This is a genomic window from Plesiocystis pacifica SIR-1, from assembly GCF_000170895.1.
GTDB classification, from domain to species: Bacteria; Myxococcota_A; Polyangia; order Nannocystales; family Nannocystaceae; genus Plesiocystis; species Plesiocystis pacifica.
This window is the reverse complement of record NZ_ABCS01000015.1, coordinates 25889-48498: the sequence shown is the minus strand read 5'-3', so window position 1 is coordinate 48498 and position 22610 is coordinate 25889. Positions and strand designations below refer to the sequence as shown.

At 69.6% G+C, this 22610-nt stretch carries 15 protein-coding genes; 11 read left to right on the top strand and 4 right to left on the bottom strand.

The features are described from left to right. Positions 1-27: 27 nt before the first annotated feature. The gene (locus tag PPSIR1_RS09965) at positions 28-876 is read left to right on the top strand and encodes a hypothetical protein (RefSeq protein WP_157595390.1); all 849 of its coding nucleotides are present in this window, start codon (positions 28-30) and stop codon (positions 874-876) included. A gap of 110 nt (positions 877-986) precedes the next feature. Here PPSIR1_RS09965 and PPSIR1_RS09960 read toward each other — a convergent pair whose 3' ends face one another. Then, on the bottom strand, positions 987-1487 hold the full coding sequence (locus PPSIR1_RS09960) for a hypothetical protein (RefSeq protein ID WP_006970906.1): 501 nt from the start codon (positions 1485-1487) through the stop codon (positions 987-989). A gap of 295 nt (positions 1488-1782) precedes the next feature. Continuing rightward, on the bottom strand, positions 1783-5235 hold the full coding sequence (locus tag PPSIR1_RS09955) for a patatin-like phospholipase family protein (protein WP_006970905.1): 3453 nt from the start codon (positions 5233-5235) through the stop codon (positions 1783-1785). A gap of 113 nt (positions 5236-5348) precedes the next feature. Between PPSIR1_RS09955 and PPSIR1_RS47645 the strand changes: the two genes are divergently transcribed. The 10 genes from PPSIR1_RS47645 (at position 5349) to PPSIR1_RS09905 (ending at position 20241) form a co-directional block, all read left to right on the top strand. Next, positions 5349-6560: a hypothetical protein gene (locus PPSIR1_RS47645; protein WP_157595389.1), complete on the top strand. Its 1212-nt coding sequence runs from the start codon at positions 5349-5351 to the stop codon at positions 6558-6560. Between the two features lie 25 nt (positions 6561-6585). Beyond that, the gene (locus PPSIR1_RS09945) at positions 6586-7062 is read left to right on the top strand and encodes a sporulation protein (protein ID WP_006970903.1); all 477 of its coding nucleotides are present in this window, start codon (positions 6586-6588) and stop codon (positions 7060-7062) included. A gap of 265 nt (positions 7063-7327) precedes the next feature. Beyond that, complete coding sequence (locus PPSIR1_RS09940; protein ID WP_006970902.1) at positions 7328-9442, top strand: choice-of-anchor X domain-containing protein; 2115 nt, start codon at positions 7328-7330, stop codon at positions 9440-9442. A gap of 154 nt (positions 9443-9596) precedes the next feature. Further along, positions 9597-11087, top strand: coding sequence for a hypothetical protein (locus PPSIR1_RS09935; RefSeq protein WP_006970901.1), 1491 nt, complete (start codon positions 9597-9599; stop codon positions 11085-11087). Positions 11088-11284: 197 nt separating this feature from the next. After that, on the top strand, positions 11285-12949 hold the full coding sequence (locus PPSIR1_RS09930) for a SulP family inorganic anion transporter (RefSeq protein ID WP_006970900.1): 1665 nt from the start codon (positions 11285-11287) through the stop codon (positions 12947-12949). A 172-nt stretch (positions 12950-13121) separates the two neighbouring features. Further along, a complete protein-coding gene (locus tag PPSIR1_RS09925) occupies positions 13122-15347 on the top strand; it encodes a peptidase domain-containing ABC transporter (protein WP_006970899.1) in 2226 nt (741 codons plus the stop codon). After that, the gene (locus PPSIR1_RS09920) at positions 15344-16558 is read left to right on the top strand and encodes an efflux RND transporter periplasmic adaptor subunit (protein WP_157595387.1); all 1215 of its coding nucleotides are present in this window, start codon (positions 15344-15346) and stop codon (positions 16556-16558) included. The genes PPSIR1_RS09925 and PPSIR1_RS09920 overlap by 4 nt, the downstream gene beginning before the upstream one ends. A 42-nt stretch (positions 16559-16600) precedes the next feature. Further along, entirely contained in the window at positions 16601-18094 is a 1494-nt protein-coding gene (locus PPSIR1_RS09915; protein ID WP_157595386.1) for a S1C family serine protease, read from the top strand. Positions 18095-18193: 99 nt separating this feature from the next. After that, positions 18194-18475 carry a hypothetical protein gene (locus tag PPSIR1_RS09910; RefSeq protein ID WP_006970896.1) on the top strand — a complete coding sequence of 94 codons (282 nt, stop codon included), beginning with the start codon at positions 18194-18196 and terminating at the stop codon, positions 18473-18475. 518 nt (positions 18476-18993) lie between these two features. Further along, entirely contained in the window at positions 18994-20241 is a 1248-nt protein-coding gene (locus PPSIR1_RS09905; RefSeq protein ID WP_006970895.1) for an IS110 family RNA-guided transposase, read from the top strand. Between the two features lie 413 nt (positions 20242-20654). Here PPSIR1_RS09905 and PPSIR1_RS09900 read toward each other — a convergent pair whose 3' ends face one another. Beyond that, complete coding sequence (locus PPSIR1_RS09900) at positions 20655-21998, bottom strand: hypothetical protein (protein WP_157595385.1); 1344 nt, start codon at positions 21996-21998, stop codon at positions 20655-20657. Positions 21999-22086: 88 nt separating this feature from the next. Then, positions 22087-22482, bottom strand: a complete 396-nt coding sequence (locus PPSIR1_RS09895) for a TerB family tellurite resistance protein (RefSeq protein ID WP_157595384.1) — start codon at positions 22480-22482, stop codon at positions 22087-22089. Between the last annotated feature and the right edge of the window lie 128 nt (positions 22483-22610).

The window sequence follows — 22610 nt, the reverse complement described above, 5'->3', positions numbered from 1 at the left end:
TCATGGAGTCGTGTGCGATGCTCTGGCATGTCGAGTCGTTATCGCCGGGTGATTCACTGGAAAATTAGCTGCCTCGCCGCGCTGGCGGTGGCCTCGACGACGGCCTGCGGCGACGACTCGGGAGGCGGCGAGGGTGGCACGGACGAGGCCGGCGAAGAGGGGGGCACCGACGGCTCGCCCGCGCCCGAGCCGGGCGCCCCAGCGGCTGGCTGGAGCTCGGACTACGCCGACGGCGGCGTGGGCCTGAGCTGCGACGACGACCGGGCGACCCTCGACGGCAAGGGCGTCCCGAATGTCAGCGAGGGCGAGCGGGCCCTCTACGTCGGCTTCGAGCAGATCGGGGACAACCAAAACCCGATCGTCATCGGCTTCGACGGCGACGCCCAACAGTTTTGCGAGCGCCACGAGACCGAGGGCCCCGACGGACGCGCCGTGGGCCTGACCTGGGACGGGGGCGCTGTGGCCTACCTCGTCTACACCATCGTCGGCGGCGGCAGCAGCCTCGAGGGCAAGGGCGGCTGGCTCTCGGCCTACGCCCCCGGGGCGATCAGCGGCGGCGGGCCCAAGGTCTCGGTGGTGGGCAAGGTCAACGCGGACACGGGCGCCCTCGACAGCGCCAGCTTCATCATCTCCGTGAAGTCCGACGGCAAGGTCAACAGCCACAACCCCCGAGCCGCGCCGACGGTGCTCGAGGACGGGAGCGTGGAGTTCCTGGGCAGCTCGGCGCACAAGCCCATCGACGCCAACGGGCAGGCGTCGATGGATTGCACGGACTATCCCTTTGATACGCGCTATGTGCTGTCGGAGGACCTGGGGGCGCTGGTGTGCGCGTCGAGCAGCAACTGCGCGGCCGAGCTCGAGTGCGAGGGGGCCTGAGCCCGCTGTCCTACCGAGAAAGACAGCCGCCCACGGGTTCAACGCCAGCTGAGTCCGTGGACGATGCTTTCGTGGATCATGGGTCCCGGAGCGGCCGGGGGGGGCGACTGCTAGGGCTCGACCACGCCGCACTCGAGCACGAGCGGGGAGGGAGCGCAGCTGACCAGCGCGTCCGTCAGCTCCCGCAGCATCGCGTCGAGCTCGGCCAGGCCCGTCGGCGGACAGCCCCAGGCGTAGCTGAAGCGCAGCGACGAGTTGTAGACCTCGAGCGAGAGGCTCGCGCGCGGTCGATCGACGAAGGTCAGGCAGGAGCCATCGAAGCTACCGAGCGCTTGACCGGTAGCGAGCGAAGACTCGACCTGATCGATCAGTGCCTCCGCTTCCTCGGACAGGGTCGCGCGGACCTCAGCCTCGCCGTCGAAGCCCACGAGCAGCTGGACTCGAGCGCCCGCGCGGTACAGGGCCCGCGGCCCGGTCCCGTCGGCGGCCGAGACGGAGTAGAGCTCGGCGCCGATGGGCTCGAGCTCGGAGGGGGCCGGGTCGCACGCGTCCGCGGAGCCGTCGCAGGCCGGGAGGCTCAGGGCCACGAGCAGGCCGAGGGCCGAGTTCATTGTTCGCAACAGCATCGCGCTCCCGTGTTCCCCTGCCAGTCGATGGGCTCGTCGCACGCACGTTCAACCACGGCCACGACGAGCCGCTGGACGCTCCCGTGATGATAGTCGTGCCATGGCCGGCGTGCACGATGTCGTCGGCTCCAGGGACTGTCAACGAATCCACGCCCCCGCTTGCGGGGGCGACCACCAGCCTTCTCGTAGGTATGAACTCCATTGCCGACCAAGCCAAAGCGGAGGAGCGGAGCGACGAAGCGCCCCCGGTCTCGAGGCGCTCGTGGGGGCAAAGTAGAAGTCAGTCGATCCGCAGCAGGTCGTCCGGCACCGGATAGGACAGCGTGATCGGATCCCGAGCCCGGTCATAGCCAAGCTCGATCGCGTCCCGAATCCCCCGCTGATCGTGGAAGGCCAGCGCGTCCAGGATCTCCCGGTCCGGGCAGATCAGCGTGATCTCGCAGCCCTCGTCGTGCAGCGGCGCGCCGTAGTGGTCGGGCCCGATCGCCGCGTCGGCGCGGGCGCGCATGGGCTGCTCGCCGCCGATGAGGGTCGAGCCGCCGAGGGTGTCGCGCAGGGTCCGGCCCTGGCGGCGCCAGTACTGGTCGAGGTCGCGCTCGATGGTCTGCTGGGCCTCGCGGTCGAGCTTGCCGTGGACGCGATAGAGCGAGCCGAGCAGCTCGTTGTGGCCCACGGCGAGCATCAGGTCGTTGCGGGCGGTGTCGTTGAACCAGATGCCGAGCAGGCGCAGGAGGTTCTGGAACAGGGGCGTGGACTCGAGCCCGCCGCTGAGCGGGGCGGGGCTCCAGGGGGCGGTCGCCAGCTCGTCGCCGGTGATCACGGTGATCCGCCGGGCGCCCAGGCGCATGGCCGTGCGGATCGGCATGGTGTCGCGCAGGCCTCCGTCGAAGAAGGGGTGGGTGCTGCTCTCGGGGCCCGAGTCCTGCTCGTCCTGGCCGCGCGCGTAGGCGTCGTCGAGGAGCTCGCGGGTGGCCTCGGGGATCATGAAGCGGAGCTGGGCGAGGAGCCGGCCGTCGACGCGGCGCGTGGTGGTGGTCGACAGCCGGGTCTGCATGGGCTCCATGAACACGGGCAGGGCGCTCGAGCAGTACACGGCGTCGGTCAGGCGCATGAGGTAGCCGTCGGCGCCGAACAGCGGGCGGCTGAGCCAGTCTTCGCCCAGCTGGTGGTCGGGCTCGACCTCGAGGCGGCCGTAGTTGACGAGGTCGCCGGTCCAGCCGCGCTCGGGGCCCGTGGCCGAGAGGTAGCGACCGGTGCGGCCGTCGATCATGCCCAGGCGCAGGCCCACGCCGGAGTCGCGCAGGCGCTCGGGCTTCATCTCGTCGGCGATCATCTGGCGCAGGGGCTCCATGGAGTGCAGGGCGTAGAGGGCCCCGGCCAGGTCGATGGCCTCCTGGGGGAGGTCGGCAAAGTCCACGCCGATCAGCGAGGTCCCGAGGCTAAAGGGCGCCGCGCCCAGGCGCAGCAGCAGCTCCTCGCCGCGGCCCTTGGCGAGCTCGGCGATCTTCTCCATGAAGAAGTTGGGCTTGAACACCTGGCGGCTCACGCCGAGGGTGCGCCAGATGGCCTCGAGGTCGCGGGCGGACTCGGGGCGGCCCTCGGCGAGCTTGGCCCCGTTGACGGCGCCCACGGACACGCCGCAGATCAGGCTGGGCATGTAGCCGTCGTCCCACAGCTTCAAGGCCGCGCCGACCTCGAAGGCGCCCTTGGCCCCGCCGCCGCTGAGCACGAGGGCGTGGTCGAAGGAGCGTGTGTCGCGGCCGCGGTTGAAGCGGACGTCCCCGAGCACGCTGGGGTCGATGCCATCGCGCACGCCGCGGGAGGCCGAGCCGGTGAGGCGCACCGAGGGCGCCTTGTTGGCGCTGATGCGCGAGTGACCGCCGCCGCCGAGGAAGCGGACGCCGCTGAACTTGGCGAGGCGCTTGCTGGCGAGGCCGGGGCGCCGAAAGGCCGCGGGGGGGAGCTTGGCCGCGGGCTTTTGTGCGGGCTTGGCCGCGGGCTTTTGTGCGGGCTTGGTCGGCTTGGCCGTCGGCTTTTTGATCTCCATGTTGACGCCCTGAGCGCCCTGCACGGGGGCGACGCTGGACGCTCCGGGCTGGGCTTGCGAGCCTCCGCCCGCGGCAGGTCGCCCGCCGATCTGCACGTCGCCGAGCTGGCGCTGGATCTGATCGCGCGCGGCCTGGCTGAGCTGGTGGTTCTCGGCCAGCACGTCGCCGATGTCGAGGTCGAGATGCTCGGTCACGATGCCCGGGCGCGAGGGCAGCACCCAGCCCTCGACGCGCACGAACTCGTAGTCGTTGTCGCCGGCCCAGCGCTCGTCCTCGGGGTCGCTGATCGTCAGGAAGTCGTGGCCGCGGCGCTTGCGATACAGGCGCAGGGGGACGGTGCCCTCGCGCGGGCGCTTGTAGACGTGGCCCTCGATGCGGATGCGGTGGTAGCCGAGCTCGCGGACGAGCTTCTTGCTGGTCTCGGTGGCGACGGTGGCGTTGTCGCGGACGTGGCCCGCGGGGTTGAACCACAGCTCGAGGGGGCGGCTGTCGTGGGCGGGCCCGACGAGGGCCCAGCCTTGCTGCCGGGGCTGCTCGGCGTAGCCGGCGTTGCGGCCGTCGCGGATGCCGTGGAAGGAGCAGGTCGTGAACGAGTCGCCGTGGCCGCCGCGGAACAAGAGCAGGGGGCGGGAGAACTCGAGGATGAACTCGGCGGCGTCGTCGAGCTCGGCCTCGGGGACGTCGGCGACGACGTCGCGGGAGCCGCCGTCCTCGACCCGGGCGCGCCAGCCGTACTGGGTGCGCAGGTGGATGCGGTCCTCGTGCTCGATGCGCTCGCCCGGCTCGCCGCCGACCTTGTCGATGAACAGCGGCGGGGCGACGCGGCCGCTGGAGCGGAAGTCGGCGCGGACCGGCCCGGCGCCGCCGCTGCTGGCCCACAGCCACTTGTTGTCGACGCCGAGGATGTAGACCTGATCGCCGCTGCGCAGGGTGTCGACGGGGGCGTGGCCGTTGCGCGGGGCGACGTGGATGTCGAACAGCTCCCAGGGCCCGCGGTTGCGGCTGTTGGCGACGAGGTGCTGGTGGCCGCCGATGGCCGCGACGATGCCCGCGCCCGGGACCCGCAGGTGCGCGCGCAGGTGGACCGGGTAGGCGCGCAGGCTCGCGCCCCACTCGGAGCGGCCGCGCTTTTGGGTGCGCAGGACGCCGCCTTGGACCACGATCTTGTGCTCTTCGTGGGTGGCCTCGGGGTCGCCCGCGATCAGGGCCACGAGCCCCGCGGCGCCGCCGGCCTCGATCATGCCCATGGGCGTCGGGTTGAGCCCAAAGGTCGCCACGGCCACGAAGGCCAGGCCCCAGTCGCGCAGGGTGTTGTCCGGCGGGATGATGCGCTCGTGGATCAGCGTGACCTCTTCGTCGACGGCGATCTTGGGCTCCCACGGCTCGCCGTTGCGGTGGCGCTTTTCGAGCCAGAAGATGCCGGGCAGGGCCGTCCCCTCGGCGCCGAGGGTCAGGGGATCGACGTCGGCGATCAGGCGCCCGTCATCGAGGCGGCGCAGGTAGTTGCCGTTGCCGGCGATCAGCAAGCAGCGCTCTTTGTGCATCAGCCCGCGGGCGTGCGGGTGGTCGAGGTTGACCACGCGAAACTCGGCCTTGGTCCGCGGCTGGGCCACGTCGTCGACGAGCGTGCGATTGCCATGGACGCTGATGAAGCGATCGGGAGAGGTCGAGAGACGCAGCCACATGCCCTCTGAATTAGCGCGAATCGCGGGTTTCGATCATCTCCATCCTGGGGCCAGGCCGGGCGGCTGGGGTGGGCAGCTTGGCCCGGTCGCGAATTCTTGCAATGCTCGCGACCGTGTCGCGCCGCCGTCTCGCACAAGCCCTTCGCAGCTCCTCTCTCGTCCTCGTCGGCGCGGCATTGGTCGTCAGCGTCGCTAGCGTCGGTTGCGACGCGGAGAAGACGAACCTCGAAAAATTGGCCGCCGAGGAAGAGGCAGCCAAGAAAGCGAAGGCCAAGGAGGAGGGCGGCCAGTCCGAGGGCGGGGCCGAAGGTGGGGGAGCCGAGGGCGAGGCGAAGCCGCCGGCCGCGGGCCCCAGCGCGGGGTTGGCCCGGGACGCCTTCGACATCCCCATCCCGGCGACGGAGGGCGCGGCCAAGCTCGTGACCCGCGGCTCCGACGACCGCGGCGTCACCCTTCGCCTGGCCCTGGCCGACGGCGCGGTCTACCGCGTGACCACCATCGGCATGCTGCAGCTGCCCCTGTTCAACCAGCCCACGGGCTTCGCCCGCGAGGAAGAGGTGCGCCTGCGCGACTGCGCGGGCGAGGGGCAGGCGCGGCGCTGCACGGTGGTCCACAGCTACCGCCACTACGACGCCGAGCCGCCCACGGGCGACGGGCTCGAGCGGGACGAGGCCACGGTCGCCGGGCTGACCAGCACCCACGGCATCGACGCGACGGGTCTGCGGACGACGGCGACCACCCTCGAGGGCCCCGAGGAGCAGCGCGAGGCCAAGCCCGGCGCCGACCTGGCCACGGCGCACCGCTTTTACTGCATCCGCTTCCCCGACCAGCCCGTGGGCGAGGGCGCGACCTGGACGGACACCTGCCGCATGCGCCAGTCCGGGAAGATCGTCACCCGCGAGCTGACCTGGCAGGTGCAGACCATCGAGGACAGCGAGGAGGGCACCCGGGTCACGCTGCAGTACGCGGGCACGGTGTTCCGCGAGGACAGCAAAAAGCCCAACGCGCGCCAGCGCGGCCAGGTCAAGGGCGACCTGCTGTTCTTCGCCGACGCCGGCGAGCCCCACCTCATGCGCGAGCGCCTGGTGTTCACCCTCGACGCGGCCAAGGGCGTCGTCACCAACACCCAGCTGCGCTACCAGTTCGCCAAGGTGACCACGGATGAGAAGGGCGCGGAGACCCTGGTGCGCACCGACGGCAAGCCCTACGAGCAGCCCCCCATCGTCCTCAACGATCCCTCGGCGAAGCCGCCAGCGGGCGCCGAAGGGGGCGCCGAGGGGGCCGGCGAGGCTGGAGACAAAAAGGCCCCGCCCGCGCCCCGTTGACTGCTATCGTCGACCCGGAGCGACGATGGGCTTTTCCGACAAGATGCGCGAGACCCTGGGCAGCGAAGGCGCCCGACTGCAAGTCAAGACCGACGACGACGGCTGGGCCGCGCGGGTCAGCCCCGGCGGGACCGCCGAGGCGTCCGTGACGATCCGCGGCGGGACCAAGATGGCCCGCGTCGAGGCCCTGGTCCTGCGCGTCATCGTTCGTCACCGCAACTGGAGCGACGGCCAGGGCATGACCCTGACCGACGCCCAGGCCCGAGAGCTCGACGACCGCAGCCACCTGACCCCGGCCTGGTCCCGCGAGCTGGTCAGCGAGGCCCGCGTCGAGGTCGGGGCCGAGGTCGACGTCGAGGCCGAGCGCGAGGTGGCGGTGTCCGTGCCCGTCCCGGAGCACTGCGACGCGACGACCTCCTCGTGCACCGTGGCGCTGCTGGTCCAGGCTGACATCCGCGGACAGATCGACCCGACGGTGACCGGCAAGGTCCTGGTCGCCTAGCGAGCTCCTCGGTCTCGAGAGGGACTCGGACGAGCTCGGGGCTCGGGTCGTCTCGGTGTGGCGAAGCGCCCGTTTCGGGTGGCGTTGATTTTGCTTTGCACCGTGAGTTTGCAAAATCCATCGCGCGCTCGATTTCAGAAATTCTGGCCAATGAGCGAATGTGACCTCTCCAAACATTCGCTGGCCCTCTCGCTCCATTCACGGAGTGCCGACTCTTCCTCTTGCCCCGTCGCCTCGGCGGGTCTGTGCGTTCAGGCTCGCTGGCATGCTGTGCATGTCCTGCGCGGTGGGCATGGCGGGCTGCGAGGGAGCCGGGGAGGGCTCGGACAGCGAGGCCTTCGCCGACGCGGCCCTCGAGGACTTTCGGGAGGGTGAGGCCGAGGCCCTCCTCTTGCCGGCGGTCCAGGCCGTGGAGCTGACCCTCCTCGACGAGGGCACCGTCGACAACGCGCGCCTCGAGCTGCGCTTCGCCAAGGGGCAGGCGCTCGAGCCCAAGATCGTCATGGAGCTCGACGAGGGCGAGGTGGTCACGCTGCGCGACGATGGCGGCGAGGGAGACCTCGAGGCATTCGATGGCATCTACTCGGCCATCGTCAGCTTTGATCTTGGCGCCGAGGCTGAGCGTCGCCTGGCCTACCTCGAGCGCGTCGAAGACGGCAGCCAGGTCACTCGCTTCCGCGGCAGGAACGCCCTCGAGACCCAGGCCTTCGAGGCCAGCGCCCTCGACTTCGTCTTCGACGGCGAGGCCGTGGCCCCAGCGTCCCTCGAGCCCCAGGCCTTTGTCGGGGCGAGCCTCTCCTTCCCCTCGGCGCCGGCCCCCATGGCGACGACCACCGACTTCGAGAAGACCCTGGCGGTCCGGGACCTGCACGTGGTGCAGGACCCCACTCGGACCGGAGTGTGGCGAAAGGTGGGGGGCACCTGCAAGTTCACCGGAGACGCCTACGGCAGCCACGGCTTCTCCCACCTCATGAACGAGATGGCGACGCCCGCGGGGGTGCCCGTGGAGACCTGGGTCCAGGATTGGCTGCTCACCTACGAGAACAACCAGTCGGTGAACGGGCAGACCACCCAGAGCAACCCCAGCGGCGTGGCCGAGATCTGGAACCGCTTCCCGCACACCGTCGAGGACAACCAGGTCCACGTCTTCAACGACACCCTGGACCTGTCCGCGCCGCCCTTCCAGCTCCTGGCCATCGTCAACCGCGTCGACCTCCATGAGGCCGGCGTTGGCGGGAACGCGGGCGAGCTGCGCTACGTATTCCAGCTCGTCGATCCCGACACCTGCGAGCCCATGAACACGACGGTGATCTTCGAGTACGAGGTCCCGATCACGGGCTGCAGCGCGACTCGGAGCTACGCCTCGAGCTGGTACGACCTCGACGGCGTGGGCCTGGGGACGCCCACCTACAACGCGATGCTCGAGGCCATCACCGAGCCCGTGGTCGCGTCGGGAGCCAACCCAAACCACGTCACGGGGAGCGCCCTGGGCCAGCTGCGCGTCAATTCCCAGACCCTGTTTTGGCCGCACTACTCCGGCCATCAGTGGCACATGCGGGAGTACGTCAACACCGGGGCGGAGCTGAGGATGCAGCCCGTGGCCATGACCCCGGCCTTCGCCTACGAGTACCCCGACACGAACACGGCCAAGCAGCCCATCGACGACTTCATCAACACCTACGCCGCGGACATCGTGGCGGGGAGCTACACCGTCGAGCCCTTCTATCCCGGGACCAGCACCCCCTTCCAAGGGGCCTACGCGCCCTACGGCTACCTCAACCACAGCCGGCCGAGCCCCTTTAGCGGGTCCGACGTCGTGTACTTCGATCCCTTCGTCAGCGCCAGCTCCAGCGTGCCCGCGTGGGCGGCTCCGGGGGTGATCAACTGGGCGGGCATGCAGCGCGCGCGCTACTGGGGCAGCCACCACGCCGACCTCGAGGCGCGCCACGAGTTCTCCCTCAACACCTGCAGCGGTTGCCACGGGCGGGAGACCTTCGAGGACGCTGGCGGCCTCTACCAGCAGACCCTGACCTACGGCGTGAGCCGCTCGGTGGCCGGGGCCGTCGCCGAGGAGCCCTTCCTGCACGTCCGCGCCCAGAGCCCCGTGGACGCCGGGCCCGCCCAGTTCTCGCGCTTCATGACGGGCACCGATGACGGCTGCACGACGCCGAGCGGTCTGGTCGCGCCGCTGGGGACGGAGACCTGCACCGCGAGCTGTTGCCCCGTCGGGGATCCGGCGAACGGCCCGAGCGCCGCGCAGTACCACTACGACGACCTCGATCGTCGGGGCCAGGAGCTCGAGGCGATCGTGCACTCGAGCTGCCTCCAGATGGTCTCGGCCTCCCAGGTCCACCACCTTCAGCTGACGCCCGCGCACTGATCGGGCGGCCACGCTGCGCGGCCGGGGTCGAGAGGCCTGGGTCGCGCAGGGCTCGGTCATCCAGAGCCTCTGGGGCGGCGAAGGCCGTTCACGGCCTGCGACTGGGATCGAACACATGATCGATTCAGTCCGTGGGTGGAACCGTGTTTGTGTCATGGCCTTGCGTTGCTCCCCCCGCTTGCTCTCCCTGCTCACCCTCGCCGGCCTCGCGTCGCTCAGCCTGGCCTGCGCGGTCGAGGACACCCCCGCGGACGAGTCCGGGGAGACGGGCGACGACGCCGACGAAGGCACCGACACCGACACCGATGAAGGTGCCGACGAGGGGGGCGAGTGCAGCCTCGAGTGCACGGCCACACCGGCGACCCACGAGAGCTTCCCGGGCTGCCCGGGCCCCGACTGCGCCATCGCGGTGGACGTGCAGATCGAGTGTGGCGGCTGCGGTGGCTTCACGACGAGCGGAGGCATCAGCGTGGCCGGCCGGGACGGCCAGGCGACGCTGGTCGAGCTGTGGACCGAGGGCGTGCTGATGCTCGAGGTCGAGGGCGAGGCCGTCGAGCGCCTCGACGTGGCGCCGGTGTTCTCGGTCACGGAAATCGCCCAGGACTCGACGGGGGCGGTGCACCTCGTGACCCACGACGGCTACGACGCGACCTACGCCTACCCCGACGGCGAGGGCTACGCGACGGAGCTCGCCATCGTCGACGAGGACATCCGCGAGATCTTTGGCATCGAGCTCGACCTCGAGGACCGCCCGCACATCTACTACGAGTTCCACGCGGGCCCGAACAGCGACCCGCAGCACGAGACCGTGCGCACCGGCCCGGGCGAGTGGACGAGCAGCTCGGTGACGGTGGACAACACCTGGAGTCACCACGACTTTGGCCTCGATCGCGGCGGCGACCTGGTCCGCTACTACCAGTCGCACATCGAGACCGAGGGCCACCTCATGGCCGAGGTCGCTGGCCAAGAGGTCGACCTGGGCATGGTCGCGGCGGACTACGGCGACGTCACCTTCTTGCCCCTGCCCCTGGCCAAGCCGGCGCCCGCCGCTGGTGGAGCCCTCGTCACGGTCGTCGCCCGGCAAGGCGACGGCCTGCACCTGCGGGGCCTGGCCGGCGACGGCGTGAGCACCTTCGACGTGACCATCCCCGACTCCGCCGCGCCGGTCCGGGACTGCCCCGATCACCACTACGTCGCGCCCGGGGAGTCGTGCAGCGAGGCCTGCCACGAGCAGTCGGCGGGCCTGGAGTACGAGGCCTTCGACGTGGCCGAGACCAGCGACGGTCGGCTGTGGGTGGCCTGGGTCGAGACCCAGTACGACCGCCAGTACACCTACACCCTCGACTGCAGCGAGAACGGCCTGCCCGACTGCGACTGCTACCCGTCGATCAATTCCGACGAGTCGACGGCGCGCATCCACCTGGCCGAGGCCGACGTCGAGACCGGGACCGTGGGCGAGGCGATGACCATCGACGCCGACGCCATCATGCCCATGGAGGCCGTGCAGTTTTGGCCCGGCGACCGCAGCTTCGACCTGAGCGCGTTCGGGACCACGCTGACTTTGGGCACTCGGGAGCAGACCGAGGGCTTCGAGTCCGACAGCCTGCACGCGCGGCTCATCCACCTCGACACGGCGAAGTTGTAGGCGCGGAGCCGTCGTCGAGCCGCGCGCCGTTCACGGGCTCGGCGCGCGGCAAAGCCGTGGACGACGGCTTCTCTCGAGGCAGCGCCCACGGTGACGCACGCGTCCATGGGATCGGCGCAGTTGTGCGGGGGCGGGGAGTCGGGTAGAGACGCCGCCCTGTCGAGCCCCGACCTCTCGGGACCGACAGCGATCTGCCCATGTTCATCAGCAAAGAGCCAGGGAGCGTCCGCGCGGACATCCTGAGCGGGTTCACGGTAGCCCTCGCCCTCGTCCCCGAGGCGGTGGCCTTCGCCTTCGTCGCGGGGGTGCCCCCCGTGGTCGGCCTCTACGGCGCGTTCATGATGGGCCTGATCACCTCCATCTTCGGCGGCCGCCCAGGCATGATCTCCGGGGCGACGGGGGCCATGGCCGTGGTCATGGTCTCGCTGGTGAAAGAGGGCAACGCCATGGGCGGCGCGGGGGACCACGCCGGGCTCCAGTACTTGTTTGCGACCCTGATCCTCGCGGGGGCGCTGCAGATCGCCGCGGGCGGGCTGCGCCTGGGCAAGTTCGTGCGCATGATCCCGAGCCCCGTGATGATGGGCTTCGTCAACGGGCTGGCGATCGTCATCTTCTTGTCCCAGCTGGGCATGTTCCAGAGCGCGGGTACCTGGCTCGGGGGCGCGGAGCTCGGGGTCATGCTGGGCCTGACGGCCGCGACCATGGCCATCATGGTGGGCCTGCCGCACCTGACGACCAAGGTGCCCGCTGCGTTGACGGCGATCCTCGCGGTCTCGCTGGTGACGATCGTCGCCGGGATCGACACGCCCACGGTGGCGTCGTTCATCGCCGATCGCGGCGGCGACGGCATCGAGGCGGGCCTGCCCAGCTTCGCCGTCCCGGTCATCCCGCTGAACTTCGAGACCCTGGCCTTCATCTTCCCCTACGCGGGGATCTTGGCGGCGATCGGGCTCATCGAGTCGCTCATGACCCTCAACCTCATCGACGAGCTGACCGACAGCCGCGGGGACGCGAACCGGGAGTGCCTGGCCCAAGGGGCGGCCAACATCACCAACGGCCTGTTCGGGGGCATGGGCGGCTGCGCGATGATCGGCCAGAGCATCATCAACATCAAATCGGGAGGCCGCGCGCGCTTGTCGGGCATCGTCGCCTCCGTCGGGCTGTTGATGTTCATCCTGTTCGGCGCGCGTTATATCGAGATGGTGCCGATCGCCGCGCTGGTCGGCGTGATGTTCATGGTGGTCATCGGCACCTTCGCCTGGAACACCTTCCGCATCCTCAACAAGGTCCCCGTCGCCGACGTGGCCGTCATGGGCCTGGTCACCGGGTTGACCGTGGCCTTCGATCTGGCCGTCGCCGTGCTGTGCGGGGTGGTCGTCTCGGCGCTGGTGTTCGCCTGGGAGAACGCCCTGCGCATCCGCGCCCGCAAGCACGTCGACGAGCAGGGCGTGAAGCACTACGAGATCTACGGCCCGCTGTTCTTTGGCTCGACCACCCTGTTCGCCTCGAAGTTCGACGTCGCCGGGGACCCGGACGAGGTCGTCGTGGACTTCGCCGAGTCGCGCATCGCCGACCACAGCGCCATCGAGGCCATCAACAAGCTCGCCGAGCGCTACCAGGCCGCCAACAAGCGCTTGCGCCTGCGCCACCTGAGCCCGGACTGCATCAAGCTGATCCGCCGCGCCGAGAAGATCTGCGACGTCAACGTGCTCGAGGACCCCGAGTACTACGTAGCCGTGGACAACTACCGGCGCTCGCTGACCAAGGCCCTGGGCGGCCGGGACGCGGCCTCCATCGACGGCGAGAACCTCCGCGAGCTCGCTCGCGAGGGGCGCAGGCTCCACGCCACCGATCCGCGCTGAGTTCGGCCGCTTCAGGACCTGACAGGCCGGGTGGCCACGCCGAGGGGTCGGCACCGCGCGGGTCCGAGCTGCCACGCTGGCTCGGGCGCCGGGGGCTGCTAGTTTGGGCAGTCTGAGCGGCCGCGGCCTCCCGGCCGAGCGCAGGCTGCTAAGCTGACCGACCCGAGCCGTGATGAGCGAGACCCGCGACGAACCGCTGTGGCAGAGATTTCCCGCGCTCGGGCGGCTGGGGGCGATCGGCGCCCGACGCCTCGAGCACGTGCAGCAGATGACCGAGGCCGACTGCGGCGCGGCCTGCCTGGCGATGGTGCTGCGCTACCACGGCAACATCGTCGCCCTCGAGGATCTGCGCGAGGCCGCGGGGGCCGACGAGAACGGCGTCAGCGCCCTGGCGATCCTCCGGGCCGGGCGCAGCTACGGCCTGCGCGGCCGCGGCGTCCGCATCGACGACATCGACGACGTCGAGCTGTGCCCGCGCGGGACGATCCTTCACTGGGAGTTCAACCACTTCGTGGTCCTCGAAGGCATCGAGCGCCGCGGGGCGGACACCTCGGTGCGCATCGTCGATCCGGCCCTGGGTCGGCGGGTGGTCAGCGAGGAAGAGTTCGACAAGGCGTGCACGGGCGTGGCCCTGCTGCTCGAGCCCGGGGAGGCCTTCGTCCGCGGCGACGAGCGCGGGGGCAGCAAGGGCATCGCCCGCTACGTGGCGCTGATGCGCCGCTACCCCCAGCTGTGGTCCCGGGCGCTGCTGATGTCCGTGCTCATCCAGCTGCTCGCGCTGACGCTGCCGCTGATGACCACGCTCTTGGTCGACCGCATCCTGCCGCGCCGCGACCTCGACCTGATGCTCGTGCTCGGCGTCGGCCTGGGCACGATGGTGTTCTTCCACTTCATCAGCAGCCTGATCCGCGCGAACTTGCTGCTGCAGCTGCGCACCCTGCTCGACGCGCAGATGACCGTCGGCTTCCTCGACCACCTCGTCGAGCTGCCCTATTCGTTTTTCCAGCGCCGGTCCACGGGCGACCTGATGATGCGCCTGGCCAGCAACACGACGGTCCGAGAGATCCTGACCTCCGGGGCGATGTCGGCCGTGCTCGACGGGACCCTGGTCAGCCTCTACCTGGTCATGGTGTTCTGGCTCAGCCCGCTGATGGGCTTCGTGGTCCTGCTGATCGCGGGGCTGCAGCTGTCGCTGTACTTCGCCACGCGCCAGCGCCAGCACGAGCTCATGGCCGAGAGCCTCGCGGTCCAGGCCAAGACCTCGGGCTACGAGATCGAGCTGATCAGCGGCATCGAGACCCTCAAGAGCATGGGCGCCGAGTTCCGGGCCGTCGAGCGCTGGACCAACCTCTTCGTCGACAACCTCAACGTGTCCCTGCGCCGCGGTCGCCTCGACGCCTGGGTGGGCTCGCTGCTGGGCTCCCTGGCCATGGCCGCGCCGCTGATCATCCTCGGGGTCGGGGCCAAGCTGGTCCTCGAGGGCAGCACGAGCCTGGGCGGGATGCTCGGCCTGGCCGCGCTGGCCGGGGGCTTTTTGGGCCCGCTCAACGGCCTGGTCGGCGTGGCCATGCGCTTTCAGGTCCTGGGCAGCTACCTCGAGCGCATCGAGGACGTGCTCGACACCGAGGCCGAGCAGCACGGCCGGGAGGTCGAGCGGGCGCCCCGGCTCAGCGGGCAGATCAGCGCGCGCCGGGTCAGCTTCCGCTACTCGGACAGCACGCCCTTCGCCGTCGACGGGATCAGCGTCGACATCGAGCCGGGCAAGTTCGTGGCCATCGTCGGGGCCTCGGGCGCGGGCAAGTCGACCCTCGCCAAGCTGCTCGTCGGGCTCTACATGCCGACCCACGGCAAGGTCTTCTACGACGGCCGCGACCTGGCCAACTTCGAGCTGCGCTCGGTCCGGGAGCAGCTGGGCGTGGTCACCCAGCGCGGCGACGTGTTCGGCATGACCGTGCGCGACAACATCGCCCTGGCCCAGCCGGGCATCGGCCTCGAGGCGGTCATGGACGCGGCCAAGCTCGCGGCCATCCACGACGAGATCATGGACCTGCCCATGGGCTACGACACCATCTTGGCCGACGGCGGGGCCTCGCTCTCGGGCGGGCAGCGCCAGCGCCTGGCCCTGGCCCGGGCCCTCGCCGGCAAGCCCTCCATCGTGCTCCTGGACGAGGCCACGAGTAACCTGGACAACGTGACCGAGGCGGCGATCCAGCGCTCCCTGGCGGAGCTCGAGTGCACCCGGGTGGTCATCGCCCACCGCCTGAGCACGGTCATCGACGCCGACGAGATCCTGGTCCTGTCCGAGGGTCGGGTGGTCGAGTCGGGGACCCACGCCGAGCTGCTCGCGCGCGGCAAGGTCTACGCCAAGCTCTACGCGGGACAGGGGCAGGAGTCGTGAGCGCGTCGCGGTGGCTGAGGGGGCTGACCGGCCTGGCTGTACTGGGGCTGTTGGGGCTGCTCGGTTGCGACGCCGAGCCGAGCGAGCAGGGGCCGCCGCCGGCCCGGGGCCTGGGCGCGCGCATGGGCCCGGCGGTCGACGTGGGCATCCAGGCCTGGGAGCGCGAGCGGGCCGAGGAGGCCATGCTCGGCGTGGTCGTGCCCGCGGCCGAGGTCCTGCTGGTCAGCAACAACTTCGCCCGCGTCGAGGTCCTCGACCTCAAGGTCGGCGATCGCGTCGGCCTGGGTCAGCTCGTGGCCCAGATGGACATCCGCGGGGACCAGAGCGAGTTCGACCAGGCGACGGCGGCCTGGAAGGCGTCCAAGGCCGAGCTCGAGCGCCTCGAGCTCGAGCTCGAGCAGGCCAAGAGCAGCCGCGCCGAGGTCGAGTCCATCGAGGACTTCGTGTCCAAGGCCGAGCTCCGCGAGCGCCGCTACGCCGAGAAGGTCGCCGAGGCGCGCCGGCGGGTCGCGGGGGCCTCGGCCAGGGAGCAGCGCACCAAGATGAGCGAGGCCGAGGCGCGCATGGCCGAGGCCCAGCTGCGCGCGCCCTTCGAGGGCTCCGTGTCCCAGCGCTACGTCGACGAGGGGGCCACGGTGGGCATGGGCGACCCGGTGCTCGAGCTGATCTCCGACGAGCGCCTGGTTCGCTTCGCCGTGCCCGAGTCGCGCAGCAGCCTGCTGCAGCTCGGGGCCATCGTCGAGATGACCATCGAGAACGTCGGCGGCGTGCCCACGGTCGTGCGCGGACGGGTCGACAGCATCGCGCCGCAGGTGGATCCGGGCACGCGGCTGATCTTCGTGGAGGCCCGCCTCGGTCTGCACCATCCGCGCCCGCGGGCTCAGCCCCTGGAGCGGCTCGATGATCTGCTGGACGAGGGCGAGACCGGAGCCGAGGGCGAGGTCGGGGGCGAGGCCGAGCCGGAGCCGAGCCCCGAGCCCGTGACTCCCGCGCCGTCTCAGCCACGGGTCGGCTCCCGGGTCGAGGTCCGCTTCGTCGTCGAACACCGTCCGGGGACGACGGTCGCGGTCGACACGGAGCCGGGGGAATCGGTTGCCAACGAGGCTGGCGCCGGGATGGATCCGAGCGCCGACTCGCTCGCGCCCCCCGCTTCGGCGGGAGCGGGCGCAGACGGGCGCTCAGAACCGGTCCAGACCGGTGAGGAGCGCTAAATCAGTGGCATCGCGGCGGCCGTGGGCGTAGTCTGAATTGCAGTGACTGCGCTCGCCAAAGCCCGTCGAGTCTCCGCACGCCTGCTGACCGCTGCGCTGGTGCTCGGGGCGGTGGGGACGGGCTGCGCGGCGAGCCGCGATCTGGGCGGGGTGCGGGTCGCCGAGGGTCCAAAGGCGCGCAGCTTCGCGCCCGGGGTCGTCGCCGACCGCTCGGCCGCGTCGATCGGCGTGGTGATCACCGACCAGGGCCGCGGCATGGGCTTCGTGATCGACTCGGCCGGCTACATGATCACCAACCGCCACGTGGTCGAGGACGCCGACCACATCGAGAAGGTCCAGTTCCCCGGCCTCGACGGCGTGCCCGAGTACTCCATGGTCGAGGTGGTCTACATCGACCCCCAGCGCGACCTGGCCCTGCTGCACATCGACACCGACGAGACCCTGCCGGCCCTGGGCCTGGCCACGCGCAAGCGCACCCCGGTCAGCGACTACGTCGACGAGCGCGAAGGCGTGGTCATCCTGTCCCGGGAGGTCGACCCCGACGACGCGGCCACCATGGACGAGGATCCGGGCCTGCTCGCGCACACGGGCGCGGTCGAGCGCCTCGAGGTCTACAACCCCAACGTCGGCCCGGGCTCTTTCGTGGGCGTCACGGCGCGGATCCAGCAGGGCCAAAGCGGCGGCCCGGTCCTCGATCACCACGGCCGGGTGATCGGCGTGGTCACCTGGACCTGGCGCGACCAAAAAGGCGGCTTCGCCATCCCCATCGCCGAGGCCGTGCGCATGCTCGACGAGCGCCCCGAGCTCGAGTCGGAGCTCGACCAGCGCGCGCGCGCGGAGAGCCGGGCGCTCGAGTACCTCGCGGCCCTGGGCACGGGCTCCGTCGACGAGCTCGCCCGGCTGACCTCGCCGAGCCACGCCCGGGAGATCCGCGGCCGGACCATCGACGTGCTCATCGAGCGCAGCTCCGAGCGCTCGGTGCTCCAGGGCTTCCTCGCCGCCATCGACGAGCTCGTCGCCGACCGCATGGTCTCCGAGCCGCCCCTGGCGACCCTCGAGTCCATGGTCGCGCACACCGGCTCCGACGAGGTCATGCGCCGCCTCGGGGTCAGCGGGACCATCTCCCGAGACGCGGTCCAGGCCTTCTTCTACGAGATCGGCAGCACCTACATGGCCGCGCGCTGGTTCGGCAACTACGGCCAGCGCGAGGCCCTGCTCGTCGCCGTGCAGCACGTCTACAGCCTGGACACGGCCCGCTCCATGGCCCTCGTCGACATCGTCGAGCGCCTCGCCGGGGTGCGCTCGAACATCGAGCGCGTCGACGTCAGCCCCTCCCTGGGCGCGCCCAAGGCCGTGGTCACGGCGGACATCGGCAAGGGCGGACGCATCGCCGTGCAAATGCGCATGGAGTGGGGTGACTGGTACGTCTCCGAGGTGCAGTTCATCGACGACGCGGCGCGCGAGGCCTCGAGCGGGACGACGGGCTCGAGCAAGCCCACGGGGTCCCGCCGCGGCGGCATCACGCCGATGCAGTGAGCTGAACCGGTCTGGGCCAGGGTAGCGGGAGCGCCAGGCCGCGTGCGCGAGGATCTGAGACTCAGTCACCGGGCACGCGTTTGACGCTATCGTCGGGGCATGCAGCCCAACAGTGGCGACCCGAACCCCTACGCCAGCCCTGCACCGCCGCCGAGCAACGGCTCGGATCCCTGGACGGACACCCAGATCAACTTCGACGAAGAGCCCCAGGGCACCTACTGGGGCGGCGCCGCGGTCGGCTTCTTCTTCGGCTTGATCGGCTGGGCCATCGTGCTCGCCGTCGGCAAGGCCGACACCAAGCAGGGCGCCAACCATGGCTTCCTCTCGGCCATCGTCCTGCGCGTGTTGATGTACATCTTCATCGCCCTCGCGGGCGGGTGAGCGCACCGCCATGTCGATTGGTGGGGGCGCCAGAACTCGTCTTGGTCGACCCGCCGATAGAGCTCGAGCTCGGCATCACTGCGTGACGCGCCAATCCTCCGCAGGTGTGCCTCGAGCTGCACGAGCGCGTGGAGGGAGCTCAGAGGGTCGGCCAAGACGAGTTTGGCCAACCCTCTGTCCATTTTAGCCGTCGTGGACGACGCCACGCCGACGCAATGCTGGAGCTTTTTGAGCAGGTTCATGTCCGGCCCTCGAGCGCTCAGATCAGCCGTCACCGAAGCGAGGCTTCGGCCTACCAAGGATGAAACGGCGTAGTACGCGGCAGCTCTCCCGAGCATGCGATGATGGCCCCTCGACGCACGGAGGTCGGTTTTCTCTTGGTGCAGGGTAAGCCCGTAGATCAGTCGGACCCGGAGCTCCGCGAGCACCTCCACTTGTGACACGGCCTGGCCGGGATCACGCGTATCAGACTTCGAAGATGGCGAGCTCCTCGTCGAGTTCTCTCGCAGGAGCCAGCCATGGAAGTTCTACATCCCCGTTGTACCGGTCTCGACGTTCACAAGGACAGCGTCGTTGCCTGTGTTCGACTTGCCCACGATGGCGAGGTCACTCGGCACGTCGAGACCTTCAAGACTACGACCCGCGAGCTCCAGAGGTTGCGGGACTGGATTCAGTCGCATGGGTGCAGCCATGTGATCATGGAGGCTACGGGGGTCTATTGGAAGCCCGTGTGGCATGTGCTCGATGGTCACTTCGAGCTCACCCTGGCCAACGCGCTGCACGTCAAGGCAGTCCCGGGTCGCAAGACAGACATCAACGACGCGACATGGTTGGCCGACTTGCTCGCCCACGGTTTGGTGCGAGCCAGCTTCGTGCCCGAGTCGTGGATCCAGCACCTGCGCTCGCTCACTCGGACGCGCAAGCAGTTCGTTCACGAGAAGACCCGTCACATCCAGCGCCTGCAGAAGGTCCTCCAGGACGCAAACATCAAGCTCACATCGGTCCTCAGCGATGTCATGGGGAAGAGCGGGAGGGCAATCCTCGAAGCGCTCATCAAAGGCAAGACGGACCCCGAAGAGCTCGCCGGCCTCGCGTCAACGCGACTCCGAGCTTCGCGGCAGGAGGTCATCGAGGCGCTGCGGGGTCACTTCGATCCATCTCATCGCTTCTTGCTCGAGCTTCACTACCGACAGGTCCAGGCGATCGAGAAGGCGATCGAGAAGATCGATGCCGAGCTCGGCAACGCGAAGGAGCCGTTTCGAGAGGCGGTGGAGCTGCTCACGACAATTCCTGGTGTCAGCACGACGATCGCCGAGGTCATCGTGTCGGAGCTCGGCACGGACATGACGAGGTTTCCTTCGGTCAAGCATCTCTTGTCGTGGGCGGGGATGTGTCCACGTAATGACGAGAGCGCAGGCAAGCGTCGCTCGACTCGCGTACGGATGGGGGCTCCGTGGCTCAAGACACAGCTCGTCCAGGCGGCATGGTGCGCGACCCGAGCGAAGCGAACGTACCTTCGGGCCCAGTTCCTTCGGCTCAAGAGCCGACGAGGGCCCAAGAAGGCAGTCATGGCAGTAGCCGCTTCGATCTTGACCGCGGTCTACTACATGCTGCGAGAAGGCGCGCCCTACAGGGACCTTGGGCCTGACTACTTCGACCGCCTCGATCGCAACAAGCTTCTCAAGCGACTCGTGCGGAAGCTCGAGAACCTCGGCTACGAAGTTGACCTGACGCAGGTTGCTACGGCCCAAGGAACGGGAGGCTGACTACCGCTCGGTCAGTTTCTTATCAGCCATCACCGAAGCGAGGCTTCGGCCTACCGGGGATGAAACGGCGCCCAGGCCATCTACCGCTCGGTCAGTTTCTTATCAGCCATCACCGAAGCGAGGCTTCGGCCTACCGGGGATGAAACGGCGCCCAGGCCATCTACCGCTCGGTCAGTTTCTTATCAGCCCTCACCGAAGTCGAGGCTTCGGCCTACCAAGGATGAAACAGCCCCCCGCGGACTACCGAGCGGTCAGTTTCGTATCAGAGACTGTCAGCGAATCCACGCCCCCGCTTGCGGGGGCGACCACATGCCCTCTCAACGGCACGAACTCCATTGCCCACCAAGCCAAAGCGGAGGAGCGGAGCGACGAAGCGCCCCCGGTCCCAGACGCCTGTGGGGGCAAAACAGAGCTCAGCTCGCCGAGCCGGCCGCCTGCGAGAAGGGGAGGCGGGCCCGCAGGGGCTCGGCCGCCTCTGCGTGGGTCTGCGCGCCCGCGGATCGGCGCCGCTCGAGGTCGATCAGGGTGCTCTGAGCGTCGCGCACGATCGCCTTGGGGACCGAGCGGGTGGCCCGCTCGAGGATCTCGCGGGCCAGGTCTCGGCGCCCGTACTCCTCGGAGTAAAAGGCCATGTTGCACTGGCCCTCGGCGTTTGGAGACACGACCTGGACGAAGGGGTAGAGCCCCAGGGTGCGGTTGTTTCCCTTGGGGATGGACAGCTTCCCGTCGCGCATCGCGGCGTAGGCGATCTTCATGATCCGCATCTCCTCTTGCATCTCCACGGCCCACAGATCGATGTCGCCCGGGGCGGACAGGAGGTCGTGGTAGACCTTGACGTAGCTGGCGAAGCCGAGGCTCTCGAAGTCCTCGACGGTGTCCTCGCCGAGGTAGGCCCCCCACCACGGATCGTGGGCCACCAGGCGACGCACGAAGTCCTCGAGCGTCCGGTCCGTGTCGAGCAGGTCGTCGAGGAAGGGGTAGAGGGGATCGAGGGGGACGACGGCGCACTCGGCCACGCCGCGCTCGTAGTCGATGACGTCCTGGACGCGAGCCGCGAGCCTATCGACATAGTCGAGGAAGGTGCGGCGGTTCAGCAGGCCCCGCTCGAGCGCGCCGCGGCCGTAGAGCACATAGGGGATGAAGGGCGCGTTGAAGAACACCTGCTCGCTCCCGCACCAGCTCAGCGCGCCCTGGCGCAAGAGCGTGCTCTGGACCTCGTAGCCGTGCAGCCCGTCCATGAAGTCGAGGTTCTCGATGACGCCGTGGGTCTGCGCCGTCGCGTTGCGCATCTCGCTGGGGCTGCACAGGTGGAGGGTGTTCCCGCGATCGGTGGTCGCGCGCACGCCGTGCTTGCCGAACAGGCAGGTCCCCGTCACGAACACCTGCTCGCGCCCGGGCCCCTTGCCCTTCTTGGCCCGCGGGCCCTTGAGCTTGACGTTGATGAAGTTGCGCTTGCCCTCGTGCTCGACCATCAAGAAGCGATCGCGGGGGCCGTCGAGGGGCCCCCACTCGACGATGAGCTCGCCCGCGCCGGGGGGCAGGCGGCCGGCGGCCATCTCCTCTTCGATGGCCTTCTTGAGCTTGCGGTTTCGCTTGCTCGAGGTCGTGGAGATGCTGACGGCCTTGCCGTAGTAGGACAGCTCGCGGCCGTTCAAGCGCAGCTGCAGGGCCGCGGGCTCGCGCTCGTCGAGGCGGCTCAAGTTGTCATCGACGATGGCGGCCATGGACAGCAAAGAAGCGTCAGACTGGATAGACATCAAGGATGGTCCCTGGGGTGGCGAGCCCCGAGCGGGGCCCCTGCGCGAGGTGGGCGCGAGGTGGGATTCGGTGGGCGAGGCCGCCGCGTCAGCTCGAGCTCGTCGACAGTAGGCCCGACATGGCCAGGCGATAGACGTCCTCGCTCAGGCCGAGGGCTCGGCTCAGCAGCAGCAGCAGCTGGTCCTCTTCTTCGAGGACGAAGCCGTCGGCCTCGGCCACGGCGTAGGCGGCGGCCATCACTCGGCGCTTGGCGCCCTCGTCGAGCCCGACGCCGAGGTCGGGGTGAAGCTGGGCGGGGTCGTCGGAGTGGAGGCGGCGCGCTGCACGGGACGCGAGCGCGGCGGGGTCGAGTGTTTCCCCGGTCAAATCGACATACACGCCTTTGACCTGGGCCAATTCGTCGCGATCGATCTCCCCGTCGACGACGACCATTGCCATCAGGGCGTCGAGGATGCGTTCCCCGTCATCAGCTAGGTAGGCCATGGTCCTTTGTTGAAGTAGCACGCTCGGGCCGGCCCACCATCCGAAAAAGCGAGTGCGCTGGCTGTTTTGGTCGTCGTGGGCGCGCCGCGCCCTCCCTGCCGGACATCGAGGACTCGGAGCGACCCTCG